The organism is Escherichia sp. WS2035 (assembly GCF_046487065.1).
Lineage (GTDB): Bacteria > Pseudomonadota > Gammaproteobacteria > Enterobacterales > Enterobacteriaceae > Escherichia > Escherichia coli.
In genome coordinates, this window is sequence record NZ_JBJQKD010000001.1 from 394,752 (window position 1) to 417,949 (window position 23,198).

Sequence of the window (23,198 nt, forward strand, 5' to 3'; positions counted from 1 at the left end):
CAACTATGAACAAATCAGGGAAATACCTCGTCTGGACAGTGCTCGCTGTAATGGGAGCATTTGCTCTGGGATACATTGCTTTAAATCGTGGGGAACAGATCAACGCGCTGTGGATTGTGGTGGCGTCGGTCTGTATCTATCTAATCGCCTACCGTTTTTATGGCCTGTATATCGCCAAAAATGTGCTGGCGGTTGACCCGACGCGTATGACGCCAGCGGTGCGCCATAACGACGGGCTGGACTATGTGCCGACGGACAAAAAAGTGCTGTTCGGTCACCATTTTGCGGCCATTGCCGGAGCAGGTCCGTTGGTTGGGCCGGTACTGGCGGCGCAAATGGGTTACCTGCCAGGGATGATCTGGCTGCTCGCCGGGGTGGTTCTCGCCGGTGCGGTGCAGGATTTCATGGTGCTGTTTGTTTCTACGCGCCGTGACGGTCGCTCGCTGGGTGAGCTGGTCAAAGAAGAGATGGGACCAACCGCCGGGGTGATAGCGCTGGTGGCCTGCTTTATGATCATGGTCATTATCCTTGCCGTGCTGGCGATGATTGTGGTGAAAGCCCTGACTCATAGCCCGTGGGGAACGTATACCGTTGCGTTCACCATTCCGCTGGCGCTGTTTATGGGGATCTACCTGCGCTATTTGCGTCCGGGGCGTATTGGCGAAGTGTCGGTAATTGGTCTGGTGTTCCTGATTTTCGCCATTATCTCTGGCGGCTGGGTGGCAGAAAGCCCGACCTGGGCACCGTACTTTGACTTTACCGGCGTGCAGCTGACCTGGATGCTGGTGGGCTACGGTTTTGTGGCGGCGGTGCTGCCGGTGTGGTTGCTGCTGGCTCCGCGTGACTACCTCTCAACCTTCCTGAAAATCGGGACTATCGTCGGTCTGGCGGTGGGCATTTTAATTATGCGCCCGACGCTGACCATGCCTGCGCTAACTAAATTTGTCGATGGCACTGGCCCGGTATGGACCGGTAACCTGTTCCCGTTCCTGTTTATCACCATCGCCTGTGGCGCGGTGTCTGGCTTCCATGCGCTGATCTCTTCCGGCACCACGCCGAAGATGCTGGCGAACGAAGGGCAGGCGTGCTTTATCGGCTACGGCGGGATGTTAATGGAATCCTTTGTGGCGATTATGGCACTGGTTTCCGCCTGTATCATCGATCCGGGTGTGTACTTCGCCATGAACAGCCCGATGGCGGTGCTGGCTCCGGCAGGGACGGCGGATGTGGTTGCTTCTGCCGCGCAGGTGGTGAGTAGCTGGGGCTTTGCGATTACCCCGGATACGCTAAACCAGATTGCCAGCGAAGTGGGTGAACAGTCGATCATTTCCCGTGCGGGCGGTGCGCCGACCCTGGCGGTGGGGATGGCCTACATTCTGCACGGTGCGCTGGGCGGCATGATGGATGTGGCGTTCTGGTATCACTTCGCCATTCTGTTTGAAGCACTGTTTATTCTGACGGCGGTGGATGCGGGTACGCGTGCTGCGCGCTTTATGTTGCAGGATCTGCTGGGCGTGGTGTCTCCGGGCCTGAAACGGACCGATTCACTGCCTGCTAACCTGCTGGCAACGGCGCTGTGCGTGCTGGCGTGGGGCTACTTCCTGCATCAGGGCGAGGTCGATCCGCTGGGCGGTATTAACACCTTGTGGCCGCTGTTTGGTATTGCCAACCAGATGCTGGCAGGGATGGCGCTGATGCTTTGTGCTGTGGTGCTGTTCAAAATGAAACGTCAACGTTACGCCTGGGTGGCGCTGGTACCAACGGCCTGGCTGCTGATTTGTACCCTGACCGCAGGCTGGCAGAAAGCGTTTAGCCCGGATGCGAAAGTCGGATTCCTGGCGATTGCTAACAAGTTCCAGGCAATGATCGACAGCGGCAATATTCCATCGCAGTATACTGAGTCACAACTGGCGCAACTGGTGTTCAACAACCGTCTTGATGCCGGGTTAACCATCTTCTTTATGGTGGTCGTGGTGGTTCTGGCGCTGTTCTCGATTAAGACGGCACTGGCGGCATTGAAAGAGCCGAAGCCAACGGCGAAAGAAACGCCATATGAGCCGATGCCGGAAAATGTCGAGGAGATCGTGGCGCAGGCGAAAGGCGCGCACTAAAGTCAGAGTGAGGGGGGATGTGCTGAACGTTCCCCTTACTCTCAGCCCGAGCGTGTTGATAGCAATTAAGCCCTCTTAATTCAGGAGGGCATTTGTATTACCGGAGGTTTAGATGTTTGATTCACTGGCAAAAGCCGGAAAATATTTAGGTCAGGCGGCGAAACTGATGATTGGTATGCCTGATTACGACAACTATGTCGAACATATGCGGGTTAACCATCCCGATCAAACGCCGATGACCTACGAGGAGTTTTTCCGTGAGCGGCAGGACGCGCGCTATGGTGGAAAAGGCGGCGCGCGCTGCTGCTAAATTTGTACGTCAGGCTTTAAACGATTCCACTTTTTCGAACGCTGCACGCAAGGTATCTGGTGTCAGCGTGACTGGCAGGTAATGAATGGATTCCACCGGACGTAGGGTGTGGGCAATCATTTTGTCGATCTCCACCTGATTATTGATATCCACTTCCAGCTCCGCCAGCGTAGTCGGCAGATGAAAACGCTGATACGCCCCGGTTAATTGCGCCAGCACATCATCCTGACCCAGCAAGGCGCTTTGCACCAGAATTCCGTAGGCGACTTTGGTGCCGTGGAGAAACTTCTCGGTTTGCGGCAAAACGGTCAGACCGTTATGCACGGCATGGGCCGCCGCCACACGCGTAAAACGATCGCCCAGACCACCGACCATCCCACCACCAGCAATAATCGCATCCACCACATCGCAAAATGATTGCGTTAATTGCTGATTTTGCTGATCGGCAAGCGCCTGTTCGCTACTGTTTAACAAGACGTCGCGAATGGCCTGCGCATTATTGATTCCCAGCCGCACGGTTAGCGGCAACGTTTCTGGTTGCGGAGCCAGCACCACCGCTTCATACCATTTCGCCAGCGTGTCACCGATCCCCGCCAGTAGATATTCTTGTGGCGCATTGAGGATAATCTCCGGTTCCACCAGCACCATAAAATTGGCGTCGTCGAAAATCTCATAATGCAGCGCTTGTCCGGCATCGTTATACCAGACGGAGAGCGGTGTCCAGGCGGCGCAGGTAGCGGCGATCGTCGGAACGGCAACAAACGGCAGACCGAGACGGCGGGCGAGGGCTTTCGCGGTGTCGAGTAGTGCGCCGCCGCCGACGCCAATCACCACGCTGCGATCGTCACCGGACTCCGCCGCCAGTTGTTGCACGTCGCTTTCGCTGCAATGACCACGAAACAAAATATGCTTTACCCCTGGCAGTTCAAACGCAGGCGGCAGTTTGGTTTGTGCCGCAGCAATGGCGCGTTCGCCGTAGATCCACACCGCGCGAGAAAGTTGTTCATCAGTGAAAAAATCGTGCAGGTGATTGAAACTTCCGGGATGTGAAAAGTAGTTAGCCGGGCCGACGACCACGCGGATAGGATTGTGAGGCATGTTGTGTTGTCCTTATTGTTTTATTTAGACATCTAAACGTCTTGATTGCCAAATACTAGCATCGTGTTATAGTGCCTTCAACACGCAACTTCGTCAGGTACAATAAAAATGACAAATAACCCTCTGATTCCACAAAGCAAACTTCCACAACTTGGCACCACTATTTTCACCAAGATGAGCGCGCTGGCGCAGCAACACCAGGCGATTAACCTTTCGCAAGGCTTTCCTGATTTTGATGGTCCGCGCTATTTACAGGAGCGGCTGGCGTACCACGTTGCCCAGGGGGCAAACCAATACGCACCCATGACCGGCGTGCAGGCCTTGCGCGAGGCGATTGCTCAGAAAACGGAACGTCTGTATGGCTATCAACCGGATGTCGACAGCAATATCACCGTGACGGCAGGGGCGACGGAGGCGTTATACGCGGCGATAACCGCATTGGTGCGCAATGGCGACGAAGTGATTTGTTTTGATCCCAGCTATGACAGTTACGCCCCCGCCATCGCACTTTCGGGGGGAATAGTGAAACGTATTGCACTGCAACCGCCGCATTTTCGCGTTGACTGGCAGGAATTTGCCGCATTGTTAAGCGAGCGCACCCGACTGGTGATCCTCAACACCCCGCATAACCCCAGTGCAACTGTCTGGCAGCAGACTGATTTCGCCGCTCTGTGGCAGGCGATCGCCGGGCACGAGATTTTTGTCATTAGCGATGAAGTCTACGAGCACATCAATTTTTCACAACAGGGCCATGCCAGCGTGCTGGCGCATCCGCAATTGCGTGAGCGAGCGGTGGCGGTGTCATCGTTTGGTAAGACCTATCATATGACCGGCTGGAAAGTGGGTTATTGCGTTGCGCCTGCGCCCATCAGCGCCGAGATCCGCAAAGTGCATCAGTATCTGACCTTTTCGGTGAATACCCCGGCACAACTGGCGCTTGCCGATATGCTACGTGCAGAACCTGAGCATTATCTTGCATTACCGGACTTTTATCGCCAGAAGCGCGATATTCTGGTGAATGCCTTAAATGAAAGTCGGCTGGAGATTTTACCGTGCGAAGGTACATACTTTTTGCTGGTGGATTACAGCGCCGTATCTACGATGGATGATGTTGAGTTTTGCCAGTGGCTGACGCGGGAGCACGGCGTAGCGGCGATTCCGCTGTCGGTGTTTTGCGCCGATCCCTTCCCACATAAACTGATTCGTCTCTGTTTTGCCAAGAAGGAATCGACGTTGCTGGCAGCAGCAGAACGCCTGCGCCAGCTGTAGTTATTTAACCGTCCAGGCGCGGGAAAATTGACGGTCGGCAAACAACTCTTGCAGGCCGTTAATTTGCTTCAGGCGTAACACTTCGTCGCTGTCCATTCCCAGCTCTTTGCCAATTTTATTATCGTCCCATCCCAACTGGCTGAGTTCTCGGACGATTTCTGACATGGCAGTGATTTGGTGACGTCCACGAGCGCGATTATGACGAATAGTCGCGGCGATGCGTTGATTACGCGTACCTTCCAGACAGGTCACCGGCAAATAACCTTTTAAGCGTAATTTTAACGATGATGAGCCTTTACCAATTTCATGGCGGTGAAAACCATCCACGATTTCCAGGGCATTTTTATCCGTATGCGTGACCACAATGGGTTGGGTAAAACCATCTATTTCAATGGATTTTTTCAGCAGTTTTTTTTCGGGTGGTGCCACGTTGTTTGGGTTGTAATCATTAGGCATAAGTTGGCTGTTTTTAACCCACAGAACGCAATCCACTGGCTCTTCACGAAAGGGGCTAACCTGATGGATCGCCATGCGGATTTCATTAATCGCGTTGATGCGATCATCTTCCGGCAAGCTGGCGAGAAATTGGGTTAAATCCTGCGTTAATCGTTGTTGCATAGTATCCCCCATTCCTTACGTTTTCCTTTTATCCGTTCGTTATAACGCTGATAGTTCTTCGCTTTCGTAGGGCTAAATGATAATGCCCGACACCAGTAATCGTTATTGAGTAAAACTTTGCATATTCGCCGCCAGGAGGGGATATCTTTCGCCCCAATGTCCCCTTGCTGAGTTTGTGGAACCGTGATGCTTTTTTTCTGATACCAGTGCAAATAAATGGCGATTTTATTGCGGTAATGCTCCGCTGTTTTTTCCGGCATGCTATTGAGCAGCAATAATGCATATTCTTGCCAGTCTAAATGTTCTGGCTTGAGGATTTTCCGATGACCATAAAAATGATTATCATGTCCGGCGTAAATGCCGCCACTTTTTACCCCGCTGACTCGTGCGCACATAGCAGCCCAGCGATCCGGTTCGATAACGTGATAGAGCCATAATCCTTGCCGTTGCTCCGGGCCAAAAGGTTCGCAAATTCGCATATGACGCAGAGGGACGCCTGCCTGATACATTATATTATACAGTGGGTTACAGAGCTGTTGATGGTTAGCATACCAGGTCCAGATATCAGCCACTTTCCAGTCGTAGATGGGGTAAATGTACCAGCTATGACCGCCTGGTGCGGCGGTGGTCCAGGGCTTATCATCGGCAAAACGTTGTTTATTTAAACTGGCGATGGCGACAAAACGGTTGTAGGACTCATCTGCACGGATGCCGATCATCATCGCCGCCGGACGTTTTTGTGAAAACCATTCAGCAAACTCACGCACAAATTGTTCGAAGGTCATGCCAGGCTGGTAAAAGGAGAAAAAGTCAGGATCGGTTATCGCATCTTGCGGGGGCTGACGCACCCATTCGACATCAGGTTCCCAGCACTGCCATTCGGGTTGGTATTGAGAAAGGGAATTTTGCGTCGTAAGCGGGAGCGCAACCCAGTAAAACTCTTCGATGACATCGGCGTAAAACTCACGTAATGACTGAACATAGTTAATAGTGCATGAGAACTGCGCTTCCCAGTCGATAAACAAAACGCAGATTTTTTTGCCCATTTGTCGGGCAATTTCAGCTGTCAGATGCAGCATTAATCCGGAATCTTTACCACCCGAAAAAGAAACACAGATACGGGGTAGGGTATTAAGTGTCCAGGTAATACGTTCTTTTGCAGCTTCCAGAATATTCAGTGGAAGCGGGATTTTATAAATAGACATCTAAAAACGCTCTCTGAACGTTACGGGGTGACTCGTGAGATGAATCCGCTAATTATAGGATAAACGAAGCAAGATAGAGCACATTATTTTATATTCACACAATGAATTAATTGATGCGTAATATATTATTTGTCAGTGGTAATGAATCAGAAGCTATCATTTAAACGATCTATGAATCGAGAGAAGACAAGGTTGTTCAACGAAGCCTTGTTATAGGAAATATAAAGTTTAACCGCAGGAAGAGGTTGTTCCAGTTTTATTTCTTTTAACTTCAAAAAGTCACGATGTAAATCGTACAGTTCGGTGGGCACAATGCCTAATAAGTCAGTAACAGAAATGCTATTAATTATAGTCAACAAAGAAGAACTGCGAAATGAAACTTTACGGTTTATAAAACGTTCATCTATGTCCATTTGAATTTCGTCAATCCCTGCTGATTTAGATATCAACAGGGTGAATTCTTCGGCGATAATTTGTTCATAGTTACTGGTATCAGTAATACGAGGATGTTTGTTGCTACATATAAGGGAATTGCGAATAGTGTGTAACGGCATGCAGATGACAGAGCGACTAATTACTGGTTGCAGCGTAATTGCCAGGTCAGTTTTGCGTTGAACCAACAGTTCTTCGGCATTTTCAGCTGAAAGCAGTATGTCATGGCATTCTATATCGATTGAAGTATCTTGTCTAAGACAGCGGATTAGCATGTTGTTATTAGTACAAGAAATAAGCTGAGGACCGTAGATAATAAAATTTTTCTTTAGTTCAGACTTATTAACGATATTGATCGTTTGTTCAAGGCCTCTGAGATTTTTCTCAAGATGGTGATGCAGGTTTAACCCTGTTGTAGTCGGCGCGATACCTTTCCCTGAGCGAATGAATAACGGGTCATTAAATTGCGCACGTAAACGTTGTAACGACTGACTAACAGCAGAGGGTGTTATATATAATGATTCTGCCGCTTTACTAATGCTGAGATGTTGATAAATACATTCAAATATAACCAGTAAATTGAGGTCAAATTTTTTTAGATCATAAAGATTAGCCATAACATACTCCGTTGTATTGTCTCTTCCATAAATCATTCACTTGATCAATAATGTTGTTGTATTTATATGTATTATGTTTTTCTGCTTAACTTTGGATTAAGATTTTCTAAAATAGCATAGCTGTCAGGTGGGTTACGAGCAATTCATGCGTTTTTAGGATGGTTGAAAAGCAATGATGTATTTCAACCATCCATGAATTATCTTTTATTTATTCCTCATAATGATATTAAGCGTTTTCTGATCGGGTAATCCGACGGCTTGTTGCAGGGTATTTTCCTTACTCATGTAATAGATAGCTGGTGTGACATTTGCCCCCAGATCGTCCATGAGTTTCTCGTTGTCGCTTAACACTTTCATTTGCTCTGTGCTTACGTTTGCAGGCACGCTTAGCTTAAGCTTGCCACCAGAGGCTTCATATTGTTGCCAGGTTTTTGCGGGATCTTTGGAGGCAAGAATTGCCGCTGCTGTCGCCGGGCTTTCTGGCTTGATAACCCCAACCAACAATGTTCTCAATTGCACTTTGCCAGAATCTACCCACGGACGAGCCTGCTGCCAGAACTGTTTACAATATGGGCAGAACGGATCGGCGAAGACGTAGACAATGACCGGCGCGTCTTTTTTACCGTCGAGGAGCCAGTGGGATTGTTCCATCCGTTGCCACATTTCACGTCCGGCGGGTGCGTAAATTTCTTTTTCGATAAGCGTGTTACTCAGGTTTTCACCTTTTTCGTTGTACATGTAACCAGAGATAGCGTGCTTACCATCTGGAGTCAGGTAGATGGTGACGCCCATATCCTGATACTTACCGAGATAACCTTTCATTCCTCCAGGGGCATCGAACGTTTTGATGATTGTAATACCCTGTTTTTCAATCGCTTTTACTGGGGCAGGAAGTTCCTCTGCGAAGGCGATTGCAGGAAGCAGGGCCAGTAAAAGTATCTTTTTTAACATTAATTTGTCCTTTTCAGTCAGTGCAAAAGTCGAGTAAAAGGCATAACCTATCACTGTCATAGGTAAGAGCTTAGATCAGGTGATTGCCCTTTGTTTATGAGGGTGTTGTAATCCATGTCGTTGTTGCATTTGTAAGGGCAACACCTCAGCCTGCAGGCAGGTGCTGAAGATACCAAAGGGTAGTTCAGATTACACGGTCACCTGGAAAGGGGGCCATTTTACTTTTTATCGCCGCTGGCGGTGCAAAGTTCACAAAGTTGTCTTACGAAGGTTGTAAGGTAAAACTTATCGATTTGATAATGGAAACGCATTAGCCGAATCGGCAAAAATTGGTTACCTTACATCTCATCGAAAACACGGAGGAAGTATAGATGTCCTTGATTAACACCAAAATTAAACCTTTTAAAAACCAGGCATTCAAAAACGGCGAATTCATCGAAATCACCGAAAAAGATACCGAAGGCCGCTGGAGCGTCTTCTTCTTCTACCCGGCTGACTTTACTTTCGTATGCCCGACCGAACTGGGTGACGTTGCTGACCATTACGAAGAACTGCAGAAACTGGGCGTAGACGTATACGCAGTATCTACCGATACTCACTTCACCCACAAAGCATGGCACAGCAGCTCTGAAACCATCGCTAAAATCAAATATGCGATGATCGGCGACCCGACTGGCGCCCTGACCCGTAACTTCGACAACATGCGTGAAGATGAAGGTCTGGCTGACCGTGCGACCTTCGTTGTTGACCCGCAGGGTATCATCCAGGCAATCGAAGTTACCGCTGAAGGCATTGGCCGTGACGCGTCTGACCTGCTGCGTAAAATCAAAGCAGCACAGTACGTAGCTTCTCACCCAGGTGAAGTTTGCCCGGCTAAATGGAAAGAAGGTGAAGCAACTCTGGCTCCGTCTCTGGACCTGGTTGGTAAAATCTAAATTTCCTTCGTCTTTCGCGCTATCAACTCCGGCGCGAGATACTTCGGAAATTCACCTAATTCTTCGGGTGCTGCGGCACCCGATTTTCTTCCCCGCACCATGATGCAAGCTGCATCCAGCTAGCCGCAGAGGCCGCTTGCATGATGATGTTTAAAGCCCAGGAGATAAACATGCTCGACACAAATATGAAAACTCAACTCAAGGCTTACCTTGAGAAATTGACCAAGCCTGTTGAGTTAATTGCCACGCTGGATGACAGCGCTAAATCGGCAGAAATCAAGGAACTGTTGGCTGAAATCGCAGAACTGTCAGACAAAGTCACCTTTAAAGAAGATAACAGCTTGCCGGTGCGTAAGCCGTCTTTCCTGATTACCAACCCTGGTTCCAACCAGGGGCCACGTTTTGCAGGTTCCCCGCTGGGCCACGAGTTCACCTCGCTGGTACTGGCGTTGTTGTGGACCGGTGGTCATCCGTCGAAAGAAGCGCAGTCTCTGCTGGAGCAGATTCGCCATATTGACGGTGATTTTGAATTCGAAACCTATTATTCGCTCTCTTGCCACAACTGCCCGGACGTGGTGCAGGCGCTGAACCTGATGAGCGTACTGAACCCGCGCATCAAGCACACTGCAATTGACGGCGGCACCTTCCAGAACGAAATCACCGATCGCAACGTGATGGGCGTTCCGGCAGTGTTCGTAAACGGGAAAGAGTTTGGTCAGGGCCGCATGACGTTGACTGAAATCGTTGCCAAAATTGATACTGGTGCGGAAAAACGTGCGGCAGAAGAGCTGAACAAGCGTGATGCTTATGACGTATTAATCGTTGGTTCCGGCCCTGCGGGTGCAGCGGCAGCAATTTACTCCGCACGTAAAGGCATCCGTACCGGTCTGATGGGCGAACGTTTTGGTGGTCAGATCCTCGATACCGTTGATATCGAAAACTACATTTCTGTACCGAAGACCGAAGGCCAGAAACTGGCAGGTGCGCTGAAAGTTCATGTTGATGAATACGACGTTGATGTGATCGACAGCCAGAGCGCGAGCAAACTGATCCCGGCAGCGGTTGAAGGCGGCCTGCATCAGATTGAAACAGCTTCTGGCGCGGTACTGAAAGCACGCAGCATTATCGTGGCGACTGGTGCAAAATGGCGCAACATGAACGTTCCTGGCGAAGATCAGTATCGCACCAAAGGCGTGACCTACTGCCCGCACTGCGACGGCCCGCTGTTTAAAGGCAAACGCGTAGCGGTTATCGGCGGCGGTAACTCCGGCGTGGAAGCGGCAATTGACCTGGCGGGTATCGTTGAGCACGTAACGCTGCTGGAATTTGCGCCAGAAATGAAAGCCGACCAGGTTCTGCAGGACAAACTACGCAGCCTGAAAAACGTCGACATTATTCTGAATGCGCAAACCACGGAAGTGAAAGGCGACGGTAGCAAAGTCGTAGGTCTGGAATATCGCGATCGTGTCAGCGGCGATATTCACAACATCGAACTGGCCGGTATTTTCGTCCAGATTGGTCTGCTGCCGAACACCAACTGGCTGGAAGGCGCAGTCGAACGTAATCGCATGGGCGAGATTATCATTGATGCGAAATGCGAAACCAACGTCAAAGGCGTGTTCGCAGCGGGTGACTGTACGACGGTTCCGTACAAGCAGATCATCATCGCCACTGGCGAAGGTGCCAAAGCCTCTCTGAGTGCTTTTGACTACCTGATTCGCACCAAAACTGCATAAGAAGAAGTAAGATTCACCTGTAATTGCTTAGCCGCCGGGGTCAAACCTGGCGGCTTTTTTATGGCATTAAAAAGCCCTGCAGGGATGGCTCCGGGCAGGGCGGGAGACTTATTCTGGCAATTAACGCACAACCAGCACCGGCAAATTGGCGTGGCGGATTACGCTCGAGGCGTTAGAACCCAACAGATGAGTTGAAATTGATGGGTTACGCGAACCAATCACTACTACATCTGCATCAAGTTCTTTCGCTAACTCGTTAACTTCATCCCGCACACTACCAAAACGGACATGTTGCTTAATGCGGGAAGGATCGATGGTGAAGTGGCTGACCATCGTTTGCAAACGTTCTTCTGCTTCATGTTGCAGATGCTCTTCAAAACGACGTACATCAGCGGCAAAACGGTGCAGGCTCAGGCTGGCTGACCCCGGTAGTACGTGAAGTAGATGAATAACTCCGTCATCCTGGGCGAGGAATTCAGCGTGGCGAATCGCTTTGTCGCTCAATTCCATTTCGAAAACATCCACTGGCATGATGATTGTTTTGTACATAAGCATTCTCTCCTTGTTTTTGCATGTATACATAACAGCACATTATTGGTTATGAATCTATAATTTGCGAGGCTGATTTGATCTGAATTTGCTATTGAGCTGGAAAATAAATAAAACCAGGCGCTACCAGCGTTGTTCAAGGTATAGCACTGCAGCAACAATAATTGCTGCTATGAATATATAAAATGCAGTGATACCGAGAGCTTCGCTCATATGAGGTTCCGCAGATGAATAACCAGTTCAGATTAGAATGCTGCGCTTAAGAGCAAAATGATAAATCTGGTTGATATTTGAGCGGAAAGAGGATGCGAGTGCATCCTCTGGGCAAAGCGAGTTATCGCTTGTGCAGATGGGATTAAAGCAGGTAGTCGCCAGCAGCTTCTGGCTGGTATTCGAGTTCCAGCACTTCAAGGTGGGTTGCAACGCCGCCCGGAAGTTCCCAGTGAATGGAATCGCCAACGCGCAGCCCCAGCAGTGCGGCACCTACCGGAGCCATAACGGAAAGCTGAGTATTGCTATCGGTCATTTTTGCCGGATACACCAGCGTGCGCACACGCACTTCGCCATCGCTAAGATTGCGGAATTTAACCCGGCTGTTCATTGTCACCACGTCGTGTGGCATCTCTTCTGGCGAACACATTTGGGCGCGATCCAACTCTGCGTTTAACGCGTCGGCGATTGGCAAACCAGCATAGGCGGGTTGCTCCAGCAGAATATCGATGCGTTCGGCATCCAGGTCGTTAATGATGATAGTTGGTCTGGACATTTTTACTCCATGTCGTCGGTACTGCGAGTGTCGCAGATAAACATACCCAAAAGAAAACCCTCACCGTCAGGCGGCGAGGGTTTAACTCACATGATGATACTGACTGTTGCTCACTCTTTGAAGTGATTTGCGTCACATTCAGGGAATTCCTCAATGTAGCGCATTATGTATAAATCTTAATCGTCATGGTTTATGGAAGACGAATTAGCGTGTTTTGTAAATCAGAGGATTAATAACCTGCTTTATCAATCACAAAGGTTTTGCCACAGTTGCCTGGGTGTGGTTGTGGCAAGAATGAGTTGGCAGAAAGCGGAGCGTTGATGGCGTCAGCTTTGATCGAGATCTGAATTTCAGTCAAATACGCAGGGTTACCCTGGCACGTTAGCTTAACTGCTTTCACGTTCTCTTTTCCCCAGCTTTTGGCAAAGGCGGCATCAAAGTCACGGCGGCTCACTGTTTTACCGTAGTTATCCGCAAGGAATTTTCCGGCTTCGCTCTCTTTAATTTCTTGATTCAGGCGTACCATCGTGCCGAAGTATGCGTCTGGATCAAAACCAAAGCAGGCACCGTGTTTGGCATATTCGTAGCGTTCCAGGCAGGAACGTCCGCCAGCTCCTGGCATGACTTCACTTAGTTTAGCTGCCGTTTCCAGCGATAACCCGGTTTCCGGCGATGAACACATCCGGCTGGCGCGTGCTTCTGGCAGATTCGGGATTGGGCGAGTAGCGCAACCGAAGCGCATCCAGCGGCGTTCATCAACACCACGGGCAGCAACCGATTTAGGCAATCCTGGCCACAGACCATGTACGGTCAAAAAATCAGCTTTGTTGGTCGTTTCGGTTTGCAGGCGACATTCATCTCGTTCGTTACGATTTCGATCGTGTTGACTCTGGCAAAATCCGGTTTGCCAGGAGAGGGCCAGGACATAGCGATCAAAATCGCCATACTGTTTTGCCTGCAACGCCACGGCGTTGGCAGAAGAGAAGGGAAGCAGAGAAACCGCGAGCAACGCGGCGTTACGCCAGAATGCTTTCATAATGGGTGTGGAACTCATACATACACTGAATATTATCTATTAAATCATAAAAAAGCCCGCCAGGTGGGCTTACCTGGCGGGCGTGATGATTTATTCAGCGTTTGGCGAACGTATTAGTTCCACATGGCGAGAATCGGCCAGCCAACCAACAGCAGCATAGAGATGTAAATCACCCCGAAGATTGCGCCAAGACGCCAGTAATCTTTTGATTTCACATAGCCACAGCCGTAAATAATCACCCCAGGACCGGTTGCATAAGGCGTCAGACAGCCCATGATACCGATAGACAGCACCAGCAGGATACACAGTTGTTCCATTGGTACGCCCGGAATCCCTTTACCGACGGCCAGAATAACCGGCAGCATGGTTGCGGTGTGCGCAGACAGGCTGGCAAACAGGTAGTGTGCAAAGTAGAACACCAGAACCAGTACAATCACCGTTGCGTTTGGTGAGAAGCCTTCCAGGTGTGTACTCATCGTGTTGGCGAACCAGTCGATAAAGCCAGAACGGGTCAGGCCATTCGCCATAACAACCAGCGTTGCCAGGTTGACCAGCGTGTTCCATGCGCTGTTATAGCGAGTAATGTCTTTCCACGGCACAACGTGCAGCGCCAGCATCAGCGAAACTGCCAGCAGACCTACCGCAGTAGCATTAATGACTTCACTGCCAAATACCCACAAACCTAAGCTGAGCAATACAAGGCCAATCAGCGTCCACTCTCTGCGCGTCAGCGCACCCATGGTTTTTAGTTCATCACCCGCCCAGGTTGCCACTTCTTCACTGTGTGTGATTTCCGGTTTGTACAGCACGTAGGAAAGCCACGGCGCAATGATAAGCAAGATAACCCCAACCGGCAGGAAGCAGAGGAACCACTGCAACCAGCTAATCTGGATACCGGCAATTTTGCTGACGAACTCCAGACCCAGCACGTTTGGTGCCGCACCGGTGACAAACATGGACGAACTCAGACTGGTACTAATGACCATCATCCACATCAAATAGCCGCCAATACGACGCGCGGACGGATCGTTCGGGAATGATTTAAACAGCGGCGGCAGGTTTTTAATGACCGGAAAAACCGTACCCCCGGTACGCGCGGTGTTGGACGGTGTAAACGGTGCCAGCAGAATGTCGATAATGACAATCGCATAACCCAACGTCAGCGTGCGTTTCCCCATGAATTTCACCAGGAAAAGGGCAATACGACGGCCTAACCCGGAAACTTCATACCCTAATGCAAAAATAAATGCGCCAAATACCAGCCATACCGTGGTGCTGGAAAAACCAGCCAGACCCCATTTCAGCGCCTGTTTTTGCGCATTAAACGCTGGGTCAGCTAATTCTTTGGCATCAAAGAGCAGGTAATTACTGCCAATAACGCAAATAGTAACCGCAATAAAACTGATCGCCGTTGCCGGAATTGGCTCGAGGATCATGCCGACAATCATTGCCACAAACACTGCAAAGTAATGCCACGCCTGCGGCGGCATACCGTCAGGTACAGGGATAAGAAACATGACACCCATCACCACCAGGGGCGCCAATAGTTTCCATATATTATCTTTTGCTAAAGACATACGGGTTCTCCGAAAATTAATATTTCCAAATTTATCAAGTGCTTAAATAATTAAATCTGTGCTAAAAACCAGGTAAGAATCAGCAGGTCGGCACTGCCGCCTGGACTGAGATTTCGTTCGATACACTCCCTGTCGAACTGCCGGAGATAATCGAGATCGGCGGGGGTTCGGATGCCCCCATTGTTTAATAGTGTTTGCGCCTCGCGCTGTAGCCAGCGCAGGCCCCCCTCGCCACCGCGCGATGCAACGTTGGTATCGCCGTTGGTAGCCATCAGTAGGAGCAAGGTATCGAGCAGTGCCAGTTCAGGATCTAACCCCTGATCCAGCAGAGTGAGGTAATGCGGCAAGGCGTGGTTGATTACCAGTGGATAACCTGCTTCGGCTTCACCGCGTGCGCCGGTAAGGCCAAGCTGCTGGTACAACCGTTGACCTGCCGTCAGTCGTGAATTATTGGTACGCAGTTCGCGATCGGTCAGGCCACGGCAGAAACTTGCCGCCGTAGAACAAACGGTTGTTGGCGTTACCGGCTGGTTGAGCTGAAGCAAACGGCCAATTGCCGCACACAGTAGCCCTAAAGAAAAAATGCTTCCTTTATGCGTGTTTACGCCCGCAGTGGCGCGGAACATATCACCTTCGCAAGCCATACCAATTGGGCGTAATCCGTTGAGTACCGCTTCCGGTGCCATTTCTGCACTACAGGCACCAAATTCAATGAAACGGGGTAACCAGCCCTGAATCGCCAGCGCGCTGCGGTGGAAATCTTCCAGCGCCATATCTTTGTGCGCACCGCAGTTAATGCGATCCACGAGGCCTGGTTTCGGTGACAGGTTGACTTCAGTCAGCATGGCGCGCCAGCCCAGCAGGGCGTACTCATCAATTAATGACGTCGCAAGCTTTGTGGTTTTAGTTGACGTTGCAGGCATCGACATCGTTTAGCAGCGCCTCCATGCGGTTGAGTAAATCGGTCAGTTGATGGGTTTTTCCACGCGCGCAAACAGCTGCGCTTTGCTCGCACAACAGGCAGCGGCGAGGCGGCAGTGAATAATCGCGGCGGGAGAGAATGTCGCCTTCGGGCGTCAGGACATCGATATCCCATAACCGCCCGAGAGGATGACTATGTTCAAGCTCAATGGTGGCGAGCTTGAGGTCGCGAGCCGGGGCGGCAATGCTCAACATGCCCTCCGGCCCGCTGGCGGAAACCAGTGCAGCCTGCTCCTGAATTTGCCAGCCCTGTTTTGCGGCTAAGGCACGCAAGGCTGTCACGCCATGATTAAAAATTCGGCGTGTGACCTCGCTGTCTTTAATCGGCCCTGGCGCAACCACGGTAAAGGAGACCAGTGGAACAGGATGGCGCTTGAGCCAGGCGTGTTGCCGTGCTTGCCTTTCATCCCGGCTGACGAGCAGCTCGGGAATTGACACCGCATGGTGGCTGGCGAGTTCAGGAAGCAGGTGCATGGCTTATTCCTTCACCTGATGCACAACATCGATCACCGAGCCATCGCGGTAACGCACAACGGCAACGACGCGGTCGGTGAATTCAATCGGCTGTGGTTCACCGGTCAGCAGACGCGCACGTTCACGCAGCCACTCAATAGAAACCACTTTGATCCCCGCTTCCTGCAGACGTTCTGCCAGCTCCGGACGTGCCGGGTTAACAGCGATGCCGTGGTCTGTGACCAGAATATCGACACTGGAGCCCGGGGTGATGCAGGTCAGCACGTTATCCACCAGCGTCGGAATACGACCGCGTACCAGCGGCGCGACGATGATGGAAAGCGCAGAGGCAATCGCGGTATCGCAGTGACCACCGGAAGCACCACGCAGTACGCCGTCAGAGCCGGTCAGCACGTTAACGTTGAACTGGGTGTCAATTTCCAGCGCACTCAGTACCACCACGTCGAGACGATCAACCGATGCGCCTTTCGACCCCCAGTTAGCGTATTGGTTGGCGCTGATTTCGATGTGATTGGGGTTACGGGCCAGCGATTGCGCAGCTTGGCTGTCAAAGCTCTGCACATCCAGCAGTTTGCGGATCAGACCTTTTTCGTGCAGGTCAACCATCGTCGCGGTAATACCGCCGAGGGCGAAGTCGGCGCGAATATCGCGGCTACGCATTTTGTCTTCCAGGAAACGGGTTACCGCCAGCGAAGCGCCGCCGGTGCCGGTCTGCATGGAGAAACCTTCTTTGAAGTAGCCAGAGTTAACAATCACATCCGCAGCGCTACGGGCAATAAGCAGTTCGCGCGGGTTAGTGGTCATACGGGTAGCACCAGCGCCGATTTTTGCAGCATCGCCAACGCGATCAACTTTGACGATCAGATCAACCTGATCTTGCTCAATGCTTGCCGGATTATGCGGATAAGGCAGCAGTTCTTCGGTAAGCATCACGACCTGTTTTGCGTTGTCGGCATCAACCATTGCATAGCCGAGGGAGCCGCAGCAGGCTTTACCGGAGTAGCCGTTGGCATTACCGAATTCATCACAGGACGGGACGCCGAGGAAAGCCACATCGATATTCAGTTCGCCGCTCTGTACCAGATGCACACGTCCGCCGTGAGAGTGGATTTGCACCGGTTCCGCCAGCAGACCACGGGAGATTTCTTCCGCCAGTGGACCGCGCAGGCCAGAGGTATAAATGCGGGTAACCACGCCCTGGCGAATGTGTTCTACCAGCGGCGCATGGCAATCACTCAGGGAGCTGGAGGCCAGAGTCAGGTTTTTAAAGCCCATCTTCGCGATGACGTCCATCACCATATTGACGGTCAGGTCACCGCCACGGAAAGCGTGATGGAAGGAAACCGTCATGCCGTCCTGTAAACCAGAGCGACGAATCGCTTCTTCCAGATCGGCGCACAGTTTGCGATCGCGCGCTTTTTCAGCCTGGTAGGTTTGCTTTGGCGAGTTCTGGAAAGCGGCAAGATCGCATTCAGCGCGACGATTCCAGGCCGCTACCCGTTCTTGTCGTTGAGATTGTTCAATTTTCTGCGTCATTTTGATTGCCTTATTCTTCGCGGATGCCGGAAAGTTCTGCACGGGAGAGCACCAGACGGGCGCGATCGATAACCGGACCGTCCACCATCTTGCCGTTCAGGGAAACCACGCCGAGGCCTTCGCGAGCGGCGGCTTCAGCGGCTTCTACGACGCGGCGGGCGTGATCCACTTCTTTCTGGGTCGGTGCGTAGAGGTTGTGCAGCAGATCAATCTGACGCGGGTTGATCAGCGATTTGCCGTCAAAGCCCAGCTGTTTGATGTGGGCGGCTTCTTGCAGGAATCCGGCTTCGTTGTTAGCGTCGGAATAGACGGTATCGAACGCCTGAATACCCGCAGAGCGCGCGGCCTGCAAAATGGAGCAGCGAGCGAACAGCAGTTCAGTTCCTTCCGGGGAGCGTTCTGTACGCAGGTTGCGCACATAGTCTTCTGCGCCGAGGGCGATACCGATCAAACGCTCGGAAGCGTGAGCGATTTCCACTGCGCGGGTAATGCCCAGCGGAGATTCAATCGCCGCCAGCAGGCCGGTACTGCCGGGTTCACGACCACAGGCTTTTTCGATACGCAGGATCTCTTTTTCGATATCCAGAACATCCTGAGCGGTATCGGTTTTCGGCAGACGCACAACGTCCGCACCACCGCGAACGACGGCTTCCAGGTCGTTAACACCCCATTCGGAATCCAGCGCGTTTACACGCACAATGGTTTCAATATCGCGATAAAGCGGATGTTGCAGCGCGTGGTAAACCATGCGGCGGGCGGTGTCTTTTTCACGCAATGCTACGGAGTCTTCGAGGTCAAACATCAGGGCATCAGCCGGGTAGATGAAGGAGTTGCTGACCATCGCGGCATTAGCACCAGGCACAAACAACATACTGCGGCGGGTGCGAGTTTTACGTTGTTGCAGCGAAGCGGAAATCATTGGCAATCCTCCCATGGCAGAGCCGGGATACCGCTGGCGCGTGCCAGCAGGGCTTCCAGTCGTGCACGTAAAATGCAGTCCAGTGCGCCTTTGTCATCGACATTCAGCTGTACGCCGCGCACGTTGTAGCGGGCGAGAACGTCCAGAATGGTGGTGCGAATTGCATCGCCAAACTGTTTCTCAACGCTGCTGTTGATTTGCAGGTCGATATCCTGCGTATCGAGTGGGGCGATGCGTATCATCACATCCCCAGACTCAAGGGTGCCTGCAACGGCGGGCTGGTTTATTTTCATTTTTCACCTGTTTCTCATGCGGGGGTCTTTTGACGAGCTGCCGCGTCCTGGCGGGAGTGCTCAAGCAGGTTCTGCAAATAATGCAGCGTGACTGCAGGGACCAGCGGCGCGATAGCCGTGAGATCGTTTTTTGCCAGCAGTTGACGTACCCGGGAAGCGGATATCGGCATCTCCTGGTAACGCAGCCGCTCAATTTCAACTAGTTCGATGGGCGGTGCGGAGATAGTCGGCGTTTCCAGCCAGTAGCGCATATCCTGGTTGTACTGGGCGGTAACGCGACAAAAGGGTTCAGTACCGACAAAGCGGTGAGTTACACCCAGCGCGGGAGCGAGGTACTGACGGAAAATCTTCAGATCAATTTCGGTGTAGCAATGGTTAATGACGCTCTGTTCTTTAATGAAGTAGCAAGGGAACGTTGCGCGGGAGATGATGTATTCGGAGCCGCGATGCACAGTCAGGCGTGGAATATCGGCGGTGCCTTTTAACACCAGATCCAGCCGGTCTTCATAGGGGAAGCGTGAAGAATCTTCTTTGACTAAAAACAGATGCAACCAGTCGCATTGTGCCGCAGCCTGTTGAATCAGATAACGGTGACCATTCGTAAAGGGATTGGCGTTCATCACAATGCAGCCAATTTTGTTCCCTGGATGACGAAATTTTTTCAGCGATTCGGCATAGCGTTTCAGTCGCGTGGCGCTGTTTTCCATCAGCACCATCACGCCGGGTACGCTGGTCAGCGTGGAAAAACCGCACTGGCGGAACAGCGCCTCGTATTCGGTTTTGGTATAAATAAACAGATGCGTGCTGTGCCGCTCATAGGCGAGGTTTATCAGTTCAGTGGCTAATGTCAGCGCCAGTCCTTCACCGCGAACGGATTCACTGATAGCAACGCATTTAATAATATTTCCGGCAATTCCACCGCACGCGATAAGCTTTTCATCGCGGGTTACGGTAATAAATACTTCGACTGTGGTGTCAACGCTCAAATCATTTTCATGCAGGAATTGGGCGATTTCCGCCATTTTTTTATTTTCTGAACGTTTTACGCGGGTGAAAATATCATTGCCGAACATAATAAATAGTATCCTGAAGGTGCATGTTGTTATCGATTTGCAACGAATGTTGTTCAATGTTGCAAATTGATAACCTTTTATTTTCACTTGGGAGAAAGGGGGGTGATCGAGGTATATCTTTTTCTCCTTTCGCTATACATCCTAAGGAGTATTTCGGCGTGAAATTTTGATTTATTTCACATAGAGTTAGTGGTTTTTTATTTATTTAATGGTTTTAAGTTTTTTAACTAATGTAATTACGAAATAACCCGCAGGTTTAAGTGATTTAATTGATTTAATGAATAAAATTTGCCACGATCATATTTAATATCTATGTATTTTTATTCAACATTTTAATTACATCCGTCAAAGAGGCTCGGGACAACCCGCAAGGAAAACAATGTTGCAGCTTAACGAGAATAAACAGTTTGCATTTTTCCAAAGACTGGCATTTCCGCTGCGTATCTTTTTGCTGATTCTGGTGTTCTCAATATTTGTCATTGCAGCCCTGGCGCAATATTTTACGGCCAGTTTTGAGGACTATTTAACGCTTCATGTGCGCGACATGGCAATGAATCAGGCAAAAATTATTGCTTCTAATGACAGTATCATCAGCGCAGTGAAAACGCGTGACTACAAGAGGCTGGCGACCATCGCTGACAAATTACAAAGAGATACTGATTTCGATTATGTGGTGATTGGCGACCGGCACTCGATTCGTCTTTACCATCCTAATCCGGAGAAAATTGGTTATCCTATGCAGTTCACCAAACCGGGCGCGCTGGAGAAAGGGGAGAGCTACTTCATCACCGGGAAAGGGTCAATTGGCATGGCGATGCGTGCCAAAACGCCAATCTTTGATGACGATGGAAAAGTCATCGGTGTGGTGTCGATTGGCTATCTGGTGAGTAAAATCGATAGCTGGCGGGCTGAGTTTTTATTACCGATGGCAGGCGTGTTTGTCGTGCTGTTAGGGATTTTGATGTTGCTATCGTGGTTCCTGGCCGCGCATATCCGTCGGCAGATGATGGGCATGGAGCCAAAGCAAATCGCACGCGTGGTCCGTCAGCAAGAGGCGCTGTTTAGTTCGGTTTATGAAGGGCTGATTGCGGTGGATCCGCACGGGTACATTACCGCCATCAATCGTAACGCAAGAAAGATGCTGGGGCTGAGCTCCCCCGGACGGCAATGGTTGGGTAAACCCATTGCTGAAGTGGTCAGGCCCGCCGATTTCTTTACCGAACAGATTGATGAAAAACGTCAGGATGTGGTGGCGAACTTTAACGGTCTGAGCGTTATCGCCAATCGGGAAGCTATTCGTTCTGGCGATGATTTGCTGGGGGCCATTATCAGCTTTCGTAGTAAAGACGAAATTTCCACCCTCAATGCGCAACTGACGCAAATTAAACAATACGTCGAGAGCCTTCGTACATTGCGACACGAGCATCTCAATTGGATGTCGACGCTCAATGGTCTGTTGCAGATGAAAGAGTATGATCGCGTGCTGGCGATGGTGCAGGGTGAGTCTCAGGCCCAGCAACAGCTTATTGACAGCCTGCGTGAGGCGTTTGCCGATCGCCAGGTGGCGGGGCTGCTTTTTGGTAAAGTGCAGCGCGCCCGCGAACTGGGGCTAAAAATGGTCATCGTCCCCGGTAGCCAGCTTTCGCAACTGCCGCCAGGACTGGACAGCACCGAGTTTGCAGCCATTGTTGGCAATTTACTTGATAACGCCTTCGAAGCAAGCCTGCGTAGCGATGAAGGAAACAAGATTGTTGAATTATACCTCAGCGATGAAGGCGATGATGTGGTGATTGAAGTCGCCGATCAGGGCTGCGGCGTTCCAGAGTCTCTACGAGACAAAATATTTGAGCAGGGTGTCAGTACGCGTGCTGACGAGCCCGGTGAACATGGCATTGGGTTGTACTTGATTGCCAGCTACGTAACGCGCTGCGGTGGTGTTATCACTCTCGAAGATAATGATCCCTGCGGTACCTTATTTTCAATCTATATTCCGAAAGTGAAACCTAATGACAGCTCCATTAACCCTATTGATCGTTGAGGACGAAACGCCGCTGGCAGAGATGCATGCGGAATATATTCGTCACATTCCCGGATTCAGCCAGATATTACTGGCGGGAAACCTGGCGCAGGCCCGAATGATGATCGAGCGTTTTAAGCCGGGGCTAATCTTGCTCGATAACTATCTTCCTGACGGTAGAGGGATTAATTTACTGCATGAACTGGTGCAGGCGCATTATCCCGGCGACGTGGTGTTTACCACTGCAGCCAGCGATATGGAAACGGTGTCTGAAGCCGTACGTTGTGGTGTATTTGATTATCTCATTAAGCCAATTGCCTATGAACGTCTGGGGCAAACGCTAACCCGTTTCCGCCAGCGTAAACATATGCTGGAAAGTATTGATAGCGCCAGCCAGAAGCAAATTGATGAGATGTTTAATGCCTATGCTCGCGGTGAACCCAAAGACGAACTGCCGACCGGCATTGACCCCTTGACGCTAAACGCGGTGCGAAAACTGTTCAAAGAGCCTGGTGTGCAACATACGGCAGAAACGGTGGCGCAGGCACTGACCATCAGTCGCACCACTGCCAGGCGTTATCTTGAATATTGCGCCAGCCGCCATCTGATTATTGCTGAAATTGTTCACGGCAAAGTTGGCAGACCGCAACGCATATACCACAGTGGGTGACATGATAAAGCCGGAGGAAACTTGC

The 23,198-nt window shown here is 50.8% G+C and carries 23 protein-coding genes; 7 read left to right on the top strand and 16 right to left on the bottom strand.

Annotation, left to right across the window (positions count from 1 at the left end):
* Nucleotides 1-5 precede the first annotated feature (5 nt).
* The gene (gene cstA, locus ACJHX4_RS01895) at nt 6-2,111 is read left to right on the top strand and encodes a pyruvate/proton symporter CstA (protein ID WP_001043115.1); all 2,106 of its coding nucleotides are present in this window, start codon (nt 6-8) and stop codon (nt 2,109-2,111) included.
* A gap of 112 nt (nt 2,112-2,223) precedes the next feature.
* Nucleotides 2,224-2,421 (top strand): YbdD/YjiX family protein, encoded by a 198-nt coding sequence (locus ACJHX4_RS01900; RefSeq protein WP_000460431.1) that lies wholly within the window; start codon nt 2,224-2,226, stop codon nt 2,419-2,421.
* Nucleotides 2,422-2,430: 9 nt separating this feature from the next.
* Here the strand turns inward: ACJHX4_RS01900 and hcxA are convergent, their stop codons facing one another.
* On the bottom strand, nt 2,431-3,519 hold the full coding sequence (gene hcxA, locus ACJHX4_RS01905) for a hydroxycarboxylate dehydrogenase HcxA (protein WP_001120425.1): 1,089 nt from the start codon (nt 3,517-3,519) through the stop codon (nt 2,431-2,433).
* A gap of 108 nt (nt 3,520-3,627) precedes the next feature.
* Here hcxA and ybdL point away from each other — a divergent pair, with 108 nt between their 5' ends.
* Nucleotides 3,628-4,788 (top strand): methionine-oxo-acid transaminase, encoded by a 1,161-nt coding sequence (gene ybdL, locus ACJHX4_RS01910; protein ID WP_000183901.1) that lies wholly within the window; start codon nt 3,628-3,630, stop codon nt 4,786-4,788.
* Here ybdL and ACJHX4_RS01915 read toward each other — a convergent pair whose 3' ends face one another.
* From ACJHX4_RS01915 to dsbG, 4 genes are all read right to left on the bottom strand, one after another.
* The gene (locus tag ACJHX4_RS01915; RefSeq protein ID WP_000502950.1) at nt 4,789-5,418 is read right to left on the bottom strand and encodes an IbrB-like domain-containing protein; all 630 of its coding nucleotides are present in this window, start codon (nt 5,416-5,418) and stop codon (nt 4,789-4,791) included. It abuts the gene before it with no gap.
* The gene (locus ACJHX4_RS01920; protein ID WP_000029772.1) at nt 5,391-6,611 is read right to left on the bottom strand and encodes a phosphoadenosine phosphosulfate reductase; all 1,221 of its coding nucleotides are present in this window, start codon (nt 6,609-6,611) and stop codon (nt 5,391-5,393) included. The genes ACJHX4_RS01915 and ACJHX4_RS01920 overlap by 28 nt, the downstream gene beginning before the upstream one ends.
* Nucleotides 6,612-6,757: 146 nt before the next feature.
* Nucleotides 6,758-7,660: a DNA-binding transcriptional repressor CitR gene (citR, locus tag ACJHX4_RS01925; protein WP_001295853.1), complete on the bottom strand. Its 903-nt coding sequence runs from the start codon at nt 7,658-7,660 to the stop codon at nt 6,758-6,760.
* Between the two features lie 204 nt (nt 7,661-7,864).
* Complete coding sequence (gene dsbG, locus ACJHX4_RS01930; RefSeq protein WP_001295854.1) at nt 7,865-8,611, bottom strand: thiol:disulfide interchange protein DsbG; 747 nt, start codon at nt 8,609-8,611, stop codon at nt 7,865-7,867.
* Nucleotides 8,612-8,982: 371 nt separating this feature from the next.
* Between dsbG and ahpC the strand changes: the two genes are divergently transcribed.
* Nucleotides 8,983-9,546: an alkyl hydroperoxide reductase subunit C gene (ahpC, locus tag ACJHX4_RS01935; protein ID WP_000052796.1), complete on the top strand. Its 564-nt coding sequence runs from the start codon at nt 8,983-8,985 to the stop codon at nt 9,544-9,546.
* 170 nt (nt 9,547-9,716) lie between these two features.
* On the top strand, nt 9,717-11,282 hold the full coding sequence (gene ahpF / locus ACJHX4_RS01940; RefSeq protein ID WP_000887629.1) for an alkyl hydroperoxide reductase subunit F: 1,566 nt from the start codon (nt 9,717-9,719) through the stop codon (nt 11,280-11,282).
* A gap of 120 nt (nt 11,283-11,402) precedes the next feature.
* Here the strand turns inward: ahpF and uspG are convergent, their stop codons facing one another.
* The 11 genes from uspG to citC all read right to left on the bottom strand — a co-directional run bounded on the left by uspG (nt 11,403) and on the right by citC (nt 20,486).
* Nucleotides 11,403-11,831 (bottom strand): universal stress protein UspG, encoded by a 429-nt coding sequence (gene uspG / locus ACJHX4_RS01945; protein WP_001295855.1) that lies wholly within the window; start codon nt 11,829-11,831, stop codon nt 11,403-11,405.
* Nucleotides 11,832-11,954: 123 nt separating this feature from the next.
* On the bottom strand, nt 11,955-12,044 hold the full coding sequence (yldA, locus tag ACJHX4_RS01950) for a small membrane protein YldA (protein WP_001287361.1): 90 nt from the start codon (nt 12,042-12,044) through the stop codon (nt 11,955-11,957).
* 142 nt (nt 12,045-12,186) lie between these two features.
* On the bottom strand, nt 12,187-12,597 hold the full coding sequence (gene rnk, locus ACJHX4_RS01955) for a nucleoside diphosphate kinase regulator (RefSeq protein WP_000089731.1): 411 nt from the start codon (nt 12,595-12,597) through the stop codon (nt 12,187-12,189).
* Nucleotides 12,598-12,826: 229 nt separating this feature from the next.
* A complete protein-coding gene (gene rna / locus ACJHX4_RS01960; RefSeq protein WP_001295857.1) occupies nt 12,827-13,633 on the bottom strand; it encodes a ribonuclease I in 807 nt (268 codons plus the stop codon).
* A 113-nt stretch (nt 13,634-13,746) separates the two neighbouring features.
* A complete protein-coding gene (gene citT, locus ACJHX4_RS01965; protein WP_000050328.1) occupies nt 13,747-15,210 on the bottom strand; it encodes a citrate/succinate antiporter CitT in 1,464 nt (487 codons plus the stop codon).
* A gap of 50 nt (nt 15,211-15,260) precedes the next feature.
* Nucleotides 15,261-16,139, bottom strand: a complete 879-nt coding sequence (citG, locus tag ACJHX4_RS01970) for a triphosphoribosyl-dephospho-CoA synthase CitG (protein ID WP_000062475.1) — start codon at nt 16,137-16,139, stop codon at nt 15,261-15,263.
* A complete protein-coding gene (citX, locus tag ACJHX4_RS01975; protein ID WP_000550407.1) occupies nt 16,114-16,665 on the bottom strand; it encodes a citrate lyase holo-[acyl-carrier protein] synthase in 552 nt (183 codons plus the stop codon). The genes citG and citX overlap by 26 nt, the downstream gene beginning before the upstream one ends.
* Nucleotides 16,666-16,668: 3 nt before the next feature.
* Nucleotides 16,669-18,201, bottom strand: a complete 1,533-nt coding sequence (gene citF / locus ACJHX4_RS01980) for a citrate lyase subunit alpha (protein ID WP_001295860.1) — start codon at nt 18,199-18,201, stop codon at nt 16,669-16,671.
* 10 nt (nt 18,202-18,211) lie between these two features.
* Nucleotides 18,212-19,120: a citrate (pro-3S)-lyase subunit beta gene (citE, locus tag ACJHX4_RS01985; RefSeq protein ID WP_000622357.1), complete on the bottom strand. Its 909-nt coding sequence runs from the start codon at nt 19,118-19,120 to the stop codon at nt 18,212-18,214.
* On the bottom strand, nt 19,117-19,413 hold the full coding sequence (gene citD / locus ACJHX4_RS01990; RefSeq protein WP_000700703.1) for a citrate lyase acyl carrier protein: 297 nt from the start codon (nt 19,411-19,413) through the stop codon (nt 19,117-19,119). Before citD ends, citE begins: the two co-directional genes overlap by 4 nt.
* Before the next feature lie 14 nt (nt 19,414-19,427).
* Complete coding sequence (citC, locus tag ACJHX4_RS01995) at nt 19,428-20,486, bottom strand: [citrate (pro-3S)-lyase] ligase (RefSeq protein ID WP_000467705.1); 1,059 nt, start codon at nt 20,484-20,486, stop codon at nt 19,428-19,430.
* 379 nt (nt 20,487-20,865) lie between these two features.
* On the opposite strand from citC, the gene dpiB reads away from it, so the two are divergent.
* Nucleotides 20,866-22,524 carry a sensor histidine kinase DpiB gene (gene dpiB, locus ACJHX4_RS02000; RefSeq protein ID WP_000939762.1) on the top strand — a complete coding sequence of 553 codons (1,659 nt, stop codon included), beginning with the start codon at nt 20,866-20,868 and terminating at the stop codon, nt 22,522-22,524.
* The gene (gene dpiA / locus ACJHX4_RS02005; RefSeq protein ID WP_000126500.1) at nt 22,493-23,173 is read left to right on the top strand and encodes a two-component response regulator DpiA; all 681 of its coding nucleotides are present in this window, start codon (nt 22,493-22,495) and stop codon (nt 23,171-23,173) included. Before dpiB ends, dpiA begins: the two co-directional genes overlap by 32 nt.
* The last annotated feature ends 25 nt before the right edge of the window (nt 23,174-23,198 follow it).